Source organism: Rhodococcus sp. NPDC127527, from assembly GCF_042672245.1.
Classification (GTDB): Bacteria; Actinomycetota; Actinomycetes; order Mycobacteriales; family Mycobacteriaceae; genus Rhodococcus_G.
Map to the genome: position 1 here is coordinate 39,628 of NZ_JBHXVP010000006.1, position 11,805 is coordinate 51,432.

Here is an 11,805-nt window from a genome sequence, read left to right on the forward strand (position 1 = left end):
CGCGTCCGGTCAGCTCGAGCGTGATTCCTTCTCGGCGACGAGCAGGTACGCGGCCATCAGCCGCTTGAGTTCGTCGACCGCGTCGGCGTGCGACTGGCCGTCCTGGACCGAGAAGTTGAGCATCGAGTACACGACGTGCACCAGCACCTCGGCCATCATGATCCGGCGATCGCGCCCGGTGCGGGGGGTGAGCGGGGCGAGCATCAGGGCGATCTGCCCGGCCAGCTCCTTCTCCTGGATCTTGCCGGTGGCCCGGGTCGAGGGTGTGGACTGCATTGCCAGCCACACCTCTCGCCGGGACGGGTCGGAGGTCCACAGCTTCGCGAGGTGGTCGACGAAGTTGTTGAGGAATCGAAGCCAGTCGAGCGACGGGACCTCGCCGTTGAACTGCTCGAGTTCGTCGCGCACCGCCGCGAAGTCCCGCCGGTTCAGTTCGCACACGATGACGTACTTGTTGGCGAAGAACTGGTACAGCGTGCCGATCGGGACGTCCGCGCGGGACGCGACCTCTTCGCAGGTGAACGACTCGAAGCCGACCTCGGTGAGCAGTTCCCGTGACGACGCCAGCAGGGCGTCGAACTTGCGTCGGCTGCGTTCCTGGGTAGGCCGCTTTCGGGGCAGCAGTTCCTGCGGCGCGTCGGGGGCCGACAGCGCCGCCGGGTCGACGGTTCCCGCCGACAGTGCGGCCGGGTCGGCGGTTCCCGCCTCCAGGGCCGGGTCCGCGCGCCGCAGGGCTCGGCTGCTGGTCATGGCGTCCACCTGTCCAGGTTAGCCGTCGCAGGTGCCGGATTCGACGAACCCCCGACTTCGGTGTTTCTCCGAGTATCGGATACCTGCGCGAAGTCGGGGGCGGACGGTCAGGCGGCGACGCGCCGGCGGTAGAGCACGGTGGACCAGACGAACCCGACCACGGTGATCGCGGTGCACCAGGCGAGGGCCAACCAGGCGCTGTTGCCGATCTCGGTGCCCATCAGCAGGCCCCGGACGGTCTCGATGACGGGGGTGACCGGCTGATTCTCGGCGAACCACTGCAGCCACGTCGGCATCGAGTCGGCGGGGACGAACGCGCTGCTCACATAGGGCAGGAACATGATCGCGAAGGTGAACCCGCTCGCCGCCTCCGGATTCTCGGCCAGCAGCCCGAGCGCCGTCGACAGGTACGACAGGCCGAAGATGAAGACCCCGATCACGCCGAGAACCGCCAGCCACTTCAGCGGGTCCGTGGTCGGGCGAAAGCCCATCAGCAGCGCCACCGCGATGACGATCGCCGTGGTCACCAGGTTGCGGACCACGCTGACGAGCACGTGCCCGGTGAGGAACGACGACTGCGCGATGGGCAGCGTGCGGAACCGGTCGATGATGCCCGCCGTCATGTCGCTGGACACGCTGACCGCGGTGGTCGAGGCGCCGAATGCCGCGCACAGCAGGATGATTCCGGGGACGACGTAGTCGATGTACTCGGTGCCGGTGTCGATCGCGCCGCCGAAGACGTACACGAACAGCAGCATCAGCATGATCGGCAGCGCCACCGCCATGAGCATGGTGTCCGGGCTGCGCAGGACGTGCTTGAGGTTGCGCCGCAGCATCACCGTGGAATCGGCTGCGACGGTGGAGAATCCGTGGTCGGTGTGGGTGCTCATCGGACTGCGGCTTTCGTCGAGGGGGCACCGGTCACGCGCGGCGCGCCGGTGAGGGCGAAGAAGACGTCGTCGAGGTCGGGGGTGTGCAGGGCGAACTTCTCGACCGAGATCTCGGGGGAGTCGATCCGGTCGAGCAGGGCCTTGAGGGAGGCGACGCTGCCGTCGGTGGGCACCTCGACGGTCAGGGTGCCGTCGTCGGTGACCGCCCCGGGCAGTGCACTCGCGGCGAGGTCGAACTGCGCCCGGTCGGCGAACTGGAGTTCCACGTGGCCGCCGTCGACCAGTTGCTTGAGCTCGCCGGGGGTGCCCTCGGCCACGATCCGGCCGCCGTCGATGACGGCGATGCGGTCCGCCAGCTGGTCGGCCTCCTCGAGGTACTGCGTGGTGAGGAAGATGGTGACGCCGCCGTCGGCGAGTTCGCGGATGACCGCCCACATCTCACGCCTGCTGCGCGGGTCGAGTCCGGTGGTCGGCTCGTCGAGGAACACCACCCGCGGGTGCGCGACCAGGCTCATCGCCAGGTCCAGCCGACGAGCCATGCCGCCCGAGTAGGTCGAGGCGCGGCGGTCGGCGACGTCGACGAGGTCGAACCGGTCCAGCAGTTCCGCCGTGCGGCGGCGCGCCTCGCTGCGGCCGAGGTGGTTGAGCTCGGCCACGAGCACGAGGTTCTCGCGGCCGGTGAGCACCTTGTCGACCGCCGCGTACTGGCCGGTGACGCTGATGCTGCGGCGCACCGCCCCCGCGGCGTCGGGGAGCGGGTGCCCGGCGACGGTCGCCTGGCCGGAGTCGAAGGGGAGCAGCGTGGACAGGATGCGCACCGTGGTGGTCTTGCCGGCACCGTTCGCGCCGAGAAGGGCGAAGATTCGGCCGGCCGGGACGTGCAGGTCGAGGCCGTCCAGCACGGTGCGGTCGCCGTAGGTCTTGGTGAGGCCGGAGACGTGAATCGCCCCGGTGGGTTCGTCGTGAGTCATCGGTCTTCTCCCGGATTCGGAAACTGTGTATGACATAAACTTCGTGTTTATAACGTACACAGTTTTACGATGAGCGCAAGAGGGTGACGACGGGAGCGGCACGGACATGGACAGCAGTGGTGCGGACACCGCGGCGACGGGCGACCTGCCCCGCACCGTCAAGCTCGCCTGGGGGCTCGCCGAACCGGGCAGCCGGGGCCCACGGCGCGGGCTGAGCATCGAGCGGATCCTCGACGCCGCGATCGAACTCGCCGATGCGGAGGGCGCGTCGGCGCTGTCGATGGCGCGCCTGGCCAAGCAGCTGGGCTTCACCACGATGTCGCTGTACCGGTACGTCAAGAGCAAGGACGAGCTGATCGAGCTCGTCACCGACCGGGTGGTGGGCCCGGCGCCGCACATCGAGCCCGGGACGCCGTGGCGGGATGCGTTGGCGCAGTGGGCCGCATCCGAGTACGAGGCGCTGATGCGACACCGGTGGTGGCTGCAGCTGCCGATCACCGCGGTGCCGACCGGCCCGAACAACATGGCCTGGCTCGACGCCGGTCTCGGAGCCCTGGCCGGGACCCCGCTGCCCCCGGCGCTGAAATTCACCGTCGTGGTGAACACGTCGCTGTACGTGATCGGCCGGGCCCGCTTCGCCGCCGACATCGCCTCCACGCCCCCGGCCGAGGAGGTGGCCTACGGGGCGCTGCTGCCGCAATTGCTGGATCCGGCCAGGTTCCCCCACCTGACCGGGGCGGTCGCGGACGGCGCGTTCGACGCCGACCCCGACGTCGACTGGGACGACGCGGACTTCACCTTCGCGCTCGACCTGCTGCTCGACGGCATCGCGAAGCTGATCGACGAACATCGCTGATTCGGCGTCCGCCGGCTCACCCGATCCGGGTGAAATCACGTCTCGTATCGGTTGCACCGCTGCGAGTTCGCCTCGCGGCGTGAATAGTGCGCAGTGAAGCCAGTGGTCGCCCGTGCACGTTGACTGGACGGCGGCCTGTCCGACGGGATGGTGGAGCGATGAGCGTGGACACTGCCGGGGAGTCGAGTTCGGCCAGGGCGAGGGCGTTGCCGACCGCGCCGCGGCAGCAGTACATCACCTGGATCGCACTCGCGATGATGACCACCAGTTCGGTGGCCAGCCTGCGCTCGGCGCCGTCGATGGCCGTGTACGGCCTCGCCTGCGTGTTCCTCTACGTGGTGCCGGCGATCGTGTTCCTGCTGCCCACGTCCCTGGTCTCCGCGGAACTGGCCTCCGGCTGGTCGGGCGGCGTCTATCGCTGGGTGGGCGAAGGGCTCTCGGACAAGCTGGGCTTCCTCGCCGTCTGGTGTCAGTTCGCGATGACGATCTTCTACTACCCGACGCTGCTCGCCTACGTCGCGAGCACCTTTGCCTACGTGGTGAATCCGGCGCTGGCCTCGAACGGGCTCTACACCGCGATCATCATCGTGACGCTCTTCTGGACCGGGGTCTTCGTCTCCTCTCGGGGCATGAAGGCGGTTGCCGGTCTGTCGAGCGCCGGCCTGATCCTCGGCACCCTGATCCCGGGCGCGCTCCTCATCGTCATGGGCGTCGTGTTCCTCGGTCAGGGCAACCCCTCGGCGGCGCCGATGGAGTTCAGCGCCATGCTGCCGGCCTGGACCGGGATCGCGAGCCTGGTGCTGATCGTCAACAACTTCCTGTCCTACTCGGGCATGGAGATGAACGCGGTGCACGTGTCGAGCCTGCGCAAGCCCGCCAGCGAATTCCCGCGGGCGATGTTCGTGGCGATGGGGCTGGTGCTCGGGATCTTCATCCTGCCGGCGATCGCGATCAGCTGGGTGGTGCCCGCCGAAAAGCTCTCGCTCACCGCGGGCGTCATGCAGGCCTTCGACACCTTCTTCGCGCACTTCGGATTCGGCTGGGCCACACCGATTCTCGCACTGATGCTGATCGCGGCCTCGCTCGGCGGCATGTTGACCTGGCTGGCCGGGCCGTCCAAGGGCCTGCTGATGATCGGCCGCCAGGACGGCTTCCTGCCCCCGGTCCTGCAGCGACTGAACAAGCACGGCGTCCAGCAGAACATCCTCGTCGCGCAGGGCGTGGTGACCACGCTGATCGCGCTGCTGTACGCCTTCATCCCGGAGGTGTCCAGCGCCTACTGGATCCTGTCGGTGATCACCACGCAGGTCTACCTGGTGGTGTACGTGCTGATGTTCGCCGCGGCGATGCGTCTGCGGCGCAACCGGCCGGACCATCCCCGTGGCTACCGGGCGCCCGCACTGTTCCTGCTCTGCTGGGTCGGCATCGTCTCGAGCCTCGCCGCGTTCTGCATCGGGTTCGTGCCACCGTCCCAGTTCGGCGGCGGCAGCGTGTTCGTCTACGTGCTGATCGTGGGCGGCGGCTTCGGCATCGTCGGGCTGGGGCTGCCGTTGCTGATCCTGGCGCTTCGCAAACCGTCCTGGAAGCAGGAGGTGACGGTGGACCCGCTCGCCGCGCTCGAGGCGGAGGAGGCGTGAGATGACCACCTCCGGAACCCCGACCTCGCCCGACGACGGCGTCAACGTCGCCGCCGTGGACGACATGCAGAAACATCCCGAGAACACCCACCTGATCATCTATCTCACCGCCTTCGCGCTGTTCGTGGGGCTGTCGGTGTGGGGTCTGGTCGCATTCGACAGCAACAAGCGCAGCGCCGAGGCCGACTCCAAGGCCACCGAGCTGGCGCTGCGATTCCAGCAGGCGGGTCTGGGCACGATCGACGTGGACGCCACCGCGCGGGTGCTGGGGGTGGACGGGGGAGCGGCCTGCACGGATCCCGGCAACTCCCTGCGGGAGGGCACCTTCGACCAGCAGATCGTCAACGGCGCCGCGGGACCCGGACAGCGCCCGGTCATCGCGACGCGCAACCAGGTCGAGGGCGCGCGGCTCGTGATCGGGGTGTACTGCCCGGACGAGTTGAGCGGCTTCGATCAGTACGCCGACGATCTGAAACTGGTGGACGACGAGTGACCGGCACCCGGCCGGGACACAGGAGGAGGCGACGGTGACGGACGTGACGACCACGGTGGACGGGATCCGCTCCAGGGTGCAGGCACTGATGCCCACGGCCCGCGACGAACTCGCGGCGCTGGTGGGCTTCCGGTCGGTGGCCGACGCCCGCCAGTTCCCGCCCGAGGAGTGCCGCCGCGCCGCGAACTGGGTCAAGGACGCGTTCGTCGCGGCGGGCATCGGCCACGTCGAGTTGATCGAGACCCCGGACGGCTCGGACGCGGTCGTCGGGCACCAGCCCGGTCCCGACGGCGCGCCGACCGTCCTGCTGTACTGCCACTACGACGTTCAGCCGCCCGGCGACGAAAGCAAGTGGCACACCGCTCCGTTCGAGCTCACCGAGAAGGACGGGCGCTGGTACGGCCGGGGCACCGCGGACTGCAAGGGCAATATCGTCATGCACCTGCTCGCACTGCGGGCGCTCGGGACGCCATTCCCGGTGGGGATCCGGATCGTCGCCGAGGGGTCCGAGGAGATGGGTACCGGCGGACTGGAGGCCCTCGTCCAGCAACGGCCCGACCTGTTCCAGGCCGACATGATCCTGGTGGTCGACACCGGCAACGCCGCGGTGGGGCAGCCCACCGCGACCGTCACACTGCGGGGCGTGGCGAACGTGGTGGTGCACGTGGAAACGCTGGCGAGCGAGGTGCATTCGGGGATGTTCGGCGGCCCGGCGCCGGACGCGCTGGCCGCCCTCGTGCAGATGCTCTCGACCCTGCGCGACGCCGACGGCAACACCGTCGTCGACGGACTCGAGTCCGACCAGGCCTGGTCGGGAGTGGACTACGCCGAGGACCAGTTCCGGACGGACGCGGGCGTGCTCGACGGGGTGGAGCTGGCCGGGACCGGATCGGTCGCGGACCGGGTGTGGGCACGGCCCGCGCTGACGATCCTCGGGATGGACTGCCCACCGGTGGTGGGGTCGGCGGCCGCGATCCAGCCGCGCGCGTCGGCCCGCCTGAATCTTCGCGTGCCGCCGGGCATGGACCCGCAGAAGGCGCGGGACGCGCTGACCGCACACCTGCTCGCCGCGGCCCCGTGGGGCGCCAAGGTGACCGTCGATCCGGAGCAACTCGGCGCGCCGTTCCGCGCCGGCACCGACGGGCCGGGCTACGCGGCGCTCGCCGCGGCGATGGCGGCGGCGTTCGGCAAGGCGATGGGCACGGTCGGGCAGGGCGGCTCGATCCCGCTCTGCAACGTCTTCGGGGGCGAGGTCCCCGACGCCGAACTGGTCATGCTCGGCGTCGAGGAACCGCGCTGCCTGATCCACGCGCCGAACGAGAGCGTCGACCCGTCCGAGATCGAGAACCTCGCCGTCGCGGAGGCGTTGTTCCTGACGAGGTTCGCCGACACCCGCTGACTGGTGCTACACGGACAGGTCGCGGCGCAGCTTGGCCACGTGGCCGGTGGCACGCACGTTGTACTGCGCGACCTCGATCTTGCCGTTCTCGTCGACGAGGAAGGTGGAGCGGATGACGCCCTGAACCTTCTTGCCGTACATGGTCTTCTCGCCGAACGCGCCCCACGCCGCGAGGGTGGACCGGTCGGGATCGGACAGCAGCGGGAAGGTCAGTTCCTCGGTGTCGCGGAACTTGGCGAGCTTGGCGGGCTTGTCCGGGGAGATCCCGACGACCTCGAGGCCCGCTCCGTTCAACTCGGCGAGGTTGTCGCGGAAGTCGCAGGCCTGCTTGGTGCAGCCGGGCGTGCTGGCGGCGGGGTAGAAGTAGACGATGACCTTGCGTCCGCGGAAGTCGGACAGCGACACCTCCTTACCGTCCGCATCGGGGAGGGTGAAGCTGGGCGCGGTGTCTCCGGCGACGAGCCGGTTGTTCTCGGTCACGGTCGTCAGGCTACTTCGTTTCCGCCGAGAGGCGTTCCTGCCTACGGCGGCGCCGAGCGCACCGGTACGGTCATGGCAAGCAGATCGACTGACGACAGGAAGTGGGATTCACGTGCCCAGGGACACCGAGAGCATCGAGCGAGACATCGAGCGGGCCCGCAACCAACTCGCGAGCACCCTCGACGAGCTGAGTGTGCGGACCAACCCGAAGCGTCTGGTCGAGAACACCAAGGTTGCGGTGCTTGCCAAGGTGAACGAGCCGCCGGTGAAGTTCGCGCTGATCGGGGCGGGCGCGCTGGTCGCACTGCTGGTGGTGCGCAAGATCTTCCGCTAGGTCGCGGCGGTGTCCACCCGAACCCGTGTGCTGGAACGGACCTCGGTCGTCGAGGCCCGGTGCGATGCGGGACCTTCGGGTGGACACCCTTCCGGTGAGTCGGCGGGTTGGCTTCCACAGTGCTCGTCGATGCTGCGTCGGTACTTTCAGGGGCGCTGACCGCGGACCCATTTCCTGGCGTGCCGGTGAGATCCGCTCGAATGCGGTGGGATGCGCCCGGTCCGCGGACCGGATCGCTCGTGATGCGCCTGTGTGAAGTGTCTTCGGCCCCTCACGGGGGTGCCCCCGGCCGGAGGCCGGCGGTGTCTGGAGTGCGCCATCAGGGACTTGAACCCCGAACCCGCTGATTAAGAGTCAGCTGCTCTGCCAATTGAGCTAATGGCGCCCGTGCCGCGTGGGCGACACGAAATCAAGCAAGCCCCGGTCCGAGGACTGGGGCTTGCTTGGAGTGCGCCATCAGGGACTTGAACCCCGAACCCGCTGATTAAGAGTCAGCTGCTCTGCCAATTGAGCTAATGGCGCATGTGCGTCTCGCGCTCGTTCCCTCGCGCTCGGTGCGAAAGGAACAGTAACAGGAGTGGGCGCCAGAAGTGAAATCGGCTGGTCAGGATCGGTATCCGGTAACGCCGGACGGCCCGACGTCGATTGCAATGTGAACGTTATCGCCGACGTCAGGGGCGCCGTGGGTCGGCGTCGCGGCCGGCTGGGATCATTTGTGTTCGCGGGTCGTGGCGGTCGGCACTGTCGGTGGCCCGATCTGGACTTGTTGGTGAAGTGGGGTGGAGCGAGATGAAGCGGGTTTCGCTGGGCGTGGTGGCGCTGGGGGCAGCGGCCCTCGTCCTGGGTGTTTCGGGGTGCACGGTGCCGTCGGGTGGCAATGCGTCGGCGGCACCGACCGTCGCGATCGACGTGAATCCGGTCGCGGAGCTGATCAAGCCCAAGCTGACGTCCGTGGTGCCGGACGGGGCGGTCGGGCACTCGCCGAGTGACCCGGTGACCGTGCTCGTCGGGGACGGGAAGCTGTCGGCGGTCACCCTCGTCGACGGTTCCGGCGTTCCGGTGCCCGGCGCCATCGCGCCGGACGGGAAGTCGTGGGTGAACACGGCGCCACTGGTCTACAACGGTCGCTACCGACTGCAGGCGGACGCCTTCGGTCTCGGCGGCACGGGCACGGTCACGTCGAACTTCACCACCAGCTCGCCGGGCAATCTCGCCAAGCCGTACATCCTGCCGACCGAGGGCGAGGTCGTCGGGATCGGGCAGCCGGTGGCCGTGCAGTTCGACGAGAACATCCCCGATCGCAAGGCCGCGCAGGACGCCATCACCGTCGTCACCAATCCGCCCGTCGAGGGCGCCTTCTACTGGGTCAACAACCGCGAGGTCCGGTGGCGGCCCGAGAAGTTCTGGGCCCCGGGCACGGCGGTGACGGTCGACGTGAACGTCTTCGGTCGCAACCTGGGCGGCACCCTGTTCGGTCAGTCGAACGAGCGCTCGGAGTTCCGGATCGGGGACGCGATGATCGCGACCGCGGACGACACCACCAAGCAGGTGACCTTCGAGCGCAACGGCGAGGTGGTGCGGACCATGCCGACGTCGATGGGCAAGGACAGCACGCCCACGGACAACGGCGTCTACATCATCGGTGACCGGTTCGCGAACCTGGTGATGGACTCGTCCACCTACGGCGTGCCGGTGAACTCGGCGCAGGGCTACAAGACGCCCGTGGACTGGGCGACCCGAATGTCCTACAGCGGCATCTTCTTCCACTCCGCACCGTGGTCGGTGGGACAGCAGGGCTACACCAACACCAGTCACGGCTGCCTGAACCTCAGCCCGGCCGACGCGAAGTGGGTGTACGACAACACCAAGCGCGGTGACCTGGCGATCGTGAAGAACACCGTCGGCGGCACGCTGTCGGGTGTCGACGGCCTCGGTGACTGGAACATCCCGTGGGCGACCTGGAAGGCCGGCAACGTCGCCGTCTGACCCGCTCGCTGCTTCCCGAATGGCGCATTCGGTCACTCGGACCGACCGAATGCGCCAACCCGCCTAACGAGGACGGGGGCTATTCCTGTGTCCTGCGCGGCGGGTGACCGACTCGCCTTGGCGACCGGCCCGGAGTGACAACAGCAGCAGCACAGCTACCCCGGCAAGCACGATGCCGATCAGATTGACGCCGAGTTGAGCAAGCGAGCTCAGCACGACATTCCACTTTCCTGCGAAGACCGCGACGACGGCCAAACCGGCAGCTGGCACGGTGGTTACCGAAATGAACACGCCCACCAGGACGGTGGAGGCGTAGGTGACCAGCGCAAGCATGCCTGCCGCCCCCGCTAGCAGCGCCACCACCAGTGAGAATGGCCCCACCTCGTAGATGAAATCGAAGGCGCGGGCGTTCTCGACATCACCGATCCCGATCCAGCCGAGGCGAATCCACAGCAGTGTTGCCAGCGCGGTGACCACCATCGCGGCCGGAAACGAGATGGCCAGGGTGCGTGCCGAAGTCCGCACGAGCCCGATGTCCCGGCGGACCAGACCCACCGAAAGCGCTGCCAGCGGTCGGAACTCGGGCCCAACCACCATCGCACCGACCAGGGTCAACGGCGAGGCCGTCGCCACGCCTACCGCCGACAGCAGGAACGCGATCGCCAGAAACGCCAGGAACGTGGGAGTGAGTCGGGCCCCCTCGCGCGCTTGACCGAGCAACTGCTCCCACACCACCGTTCCGTCCGGCCGTGTCGGAGCCGCACGGTCCGCCCGCTCGCCGGCGGACGAAAGCACGGTCCCCGTCGGCTCGAACGAGATTCCGCCCGTCCGCACCAGATCGAGAGCGGTCAACGCGGCGAGCACATTATTCGCGGAGGCACGCGCGACATCCGCCTCGATCACATCGCCGGGCGGATCGATGGCGGCACTGAGTGCGAGCGTCACATGGGTAGCGCCGGGTTCGGCGGCCAGCATGTGCAGCACTTCTCCGGTCCGCTCACTCGGCGAGATGACGCGCAGATGCAGCACGGTATTGCCTCCTTGGGTCACGCCTCCATCACGATCACGATGGATGTCTACGCCCACGTGCTGCCTGGGGCACAGAAGAGTGCAGCCGATCGGTCGCATCCCTGCTCGGGTAGGTCGCTACTGCAGATTCTGTTGCACGACCCGGAAACGAGAAAACCCCTGACCTCTGTCTTAGCAGGTCAGGGGTTTTCACTTCGGGGTGACCGACGGGACTCGAACCCGCGACAGCCAGGATCACAACCTGGTGCTCTACCAACTGAACTACGGTCACCATCGCTTTCCGACGCTCCGCCCCTAGCGGGGCTGTGCGTCAGCAGCGTGGACGATACTAGCGTGTTCGGGGGCCGAGTTGCCAATCGGTATCTAAACGGCGCCCAGATCCTCGACGACGGCGGCGATGTCGCTGGTAGACGGGCCGGGGTCGGCGACGAACGCGGTACGCCGGTAGTACTTCAGTTCGCGGATCGACTCCTTGATGTCGGCGAGGGCCCGGTGCGAGAGGCCCTTCTCGGGCTGACCGAAGTAGATCCGCGGGTACCAGCGCCGGCACAGTTCCTTGATGGAGCTGACGTCGATCATCCGGTAGTGCAGGTACTCGTCGAGCGCGGGCATGTCCCGGGTGATGAACCCGCGGTCGGTGGCGATCGAGTTGCCCGCGAGCGGTGCGGTGCCGGCGGCGGGGATGTGCTCACGGATGTAGGCGAGCACGCGGCGTTCGGCCTCCTCGAGGGTGACCGTGGAGGCGCGGACCTCCTCGGTGAGCCCGGACCGCGCGTGCATCTCCTTGACGACGTCGGGCATGTCGGCGAGCGCGGCGTCGTCGGCATGGATGACGATGTCCACACCGTCGCCGAGGATGTTGAGGTCGCTGTCGGTGACCAGCGCGGCCACCTCGATCAGCTTGTCGGTGCCGAGCCGCAGTCCGGTCATTTCACAATCGATCCACACAAGTTTGTCCTGCACGAGCATCCACAGTAGTC

12 protein-coding genes and 3 tRNA genes are annotated in these 11,805 nt (G+C 68.1%); 6 read left to right on the plus strand and 9 right to left on the minus strand.

What is annotated here, in order from left to right; genetic code table 11:
• Nucleotides 1-9: 9 nt before the first annotated feature.
• The 3 genes from ACFVH2_RS12130 to ACFVH2_RS12140 form a co-directional block, all read right to left on the minus strand.
• A complete protein-coding gene (locus ACFVH2_RS12130; RefSeq protein ID WP_378427329.1) occupies nt 10-750 on the minus strand; it encodes a TetR/AcrR family transcriptional regulator in 741 nt (246 codons plus the stop codon).
• 107 nt (nt 751-857) lie between these two features.
• Nucleotides 858-1,640 (minus strand): ABC transporter permease, encoded by a 783-nt coding sequence (locus tag ACFVH2_RS12135; protein ID WP_378427327.1) that lies wholly within the window; start codon nt 1,638-1,640, stop codon nt 858-860.
• Nucleotides 1,637-2,611 carry an ATP-binding cassette domain-containing protein gene (locus ACFVH2_RS12140; RefSeq protein ID WP_378427325.1) on the minus strand — a complete coding sequence of 325 codons (975 nt, stop codon included), beginning with the start codon at nt 2,609-2,611 and terminating at the stop codon, nt 1,637-1,639. Before ACFVH2_RS12140 ends, ACFVH2_RS12135 begins: the two co-directional genes overlap by 4 nt.
• A gap of 106 nt (nt 2,612-2,717) precedes the next feature.
• On the opposite strand from ACFVH2_RS12140, the gene ACFVH2_RS12145 reads away from it, so the two are divergent.
• From ACFVH2_RS12145 to ACFVH2_RS12160, 4 genes are all read left to right on the plus strand, one after another.
• A complete protein-coding gene (locus tag ACFVH2_RS12145; RefSeq protein WP_378427324.1) occupies nt 2,718-3,467 on the plus strand; it encodes a TetR/AcrR family transcriptional regulator in 750 nt (249 codons plus the stop codon).
• A gap of 158 nt (nt 3,468-3,625) precedes the next feature.
• Entirely contained in the window at nt 3,626-5,104 is a 1,479-nt protein-coding gene (locus ACFVH2_RS12150) for an APC family permease (protein WP_378427322.1), read from the plus strand.
• A 1-nt stretch (nt 5,105) separates the two neighbouring features.
• Nucleotides 5,106-5,597 carry a hypothetical protein gene (locus ACFVH2_RS12155; protein WP_378427321.1) on the plus strand — a complete coding sequence of 164 codons (492 nt, stop codon included), beginning with the start codon at nt 5,106-5,108 and terminating at the stop codon, nt 5,595-5,597.
• A 34-nt stretch (nt 5,598-5,631) separates the two neighbouring features.
• Nucleotides 5,632-6,996, plus strand: a complete 1,365-nt coding sequence (locus tag ACFVH2_RS12160; RefSeq protein WP_378427319.1) for a dipeptidase — start codon at nt 5,632-5,634, stop codon at nt 6,994-6,996.
• Between the two features lie 6 nt (nt 6,997-7,002).
• On the opposite strand, the gene bcp is transcribed toward ACFVH2_RS12160, so the two are convergent.
• Entirely contained in the window at nt 7,003-7,476 is a 474-nt protein-coding gene (bcp, locus tag ACFVH2_RS12165; RefSeq protein ID WP_378427317.1) for a thioredoxin-dependent thiol peroxidase, read from the minus strand.
• Nucleotides 7,477-7,588: 112 nt separating this feature from the next.
• Here bcp and ACFVH2_RS12170 point away from each other — a divergent pair, with 112 nt between their 5' ends.
• Nucleotides 7,589-7,810 carry a DUF3618 domain-containing protein gene (locus ACFVH2_RS12170; protein ID WP_378427315.1) on the plus strand — a complete coding sequence of 74 codons (222 nt, stop codon included), beginning with the start codon at nt 7,589-7,591 and terminating at the stop codon, nt 7,808-7,810.
• Between the two features lie 312 nt (nt 7,811-8,122).
• Here the strand turns inward: ACFVH2_RS12170 and ACFVH2_RS12175 are convergent.
• Nucleotides 8,123-8,195, minus strand: a tRNA-Lys gene (locus ACFVH2_RS12175).
• 64 nt (nt 8,196-8,259) lie between these two features.
• Nucleotides 8,260-8,332, minus strand: a tRNA-Lys gene (locus ACFVH2_RS12180).
• Nucleotides 8,333-8,599: 267 nt separating this feature from the next.
• Between ACFVH2_RS12180 and ACFVH2_RS12185 the strand changes: the two genes are divergently transcribed.
• Nucleotides 8,600-9,796: an Ig-like domain-containing protein gene (locus tag ACFVH2_RS12185; RefSeq protein ID WP_378427314.1), complete on the plus strand. Its 1,197-nt coding sequence runs from the start codon at nt 8,600-8,602 to the stop codon at nt 9,794-9,796.
• Nucleotides 9,797-9,859: 63 nt separating this feature from the next.
• On the opposite strand, the gene ACFVH2_RS12190 is transcribed toward ACFVH2_RS12185, so the two are convergent.
• The 3 genes from ACFVH2_RS12190 to orn all read right to left on the minus strand — a co-directional run bounded on the left by ACFVH2_RS12190 (nt 9,860) and on the right by orn (nt 11,788).
• Nucleotides 9,860-10,825, minus strand: coding sequence for a DUF389 domain-containing protein (locus ACFVH2_RS12190; RefSeq protein ID WP_378427312.1), 966 nt, complete (start codon nt 10,823-10,825; stop codon nt 9,860-9,862).
• 198 nt (nt 10,826-11,023) lie between these two features.
• Nucleotides 11,024-11,096: transfer RNA gene (locus tag ACFVH2_RS12195), tRNA-His, on the minus strand.
• 92 nt (nt 11,097-11,188) lie between these two features.
• Nucleotides 11,189-11,788, minus strand: coding sequence for an oligoribonuclease (gene orn, locus ACFVH2_RS12200; RefSeq protein ID WP_378427310.1), 600 nt, complete (start codon nt 11,786-11,788; stop codon nt 11,189-11,191).
• Between the last annotated feature and the right edge of the window lie 17 nt (nt 11,789-11,805).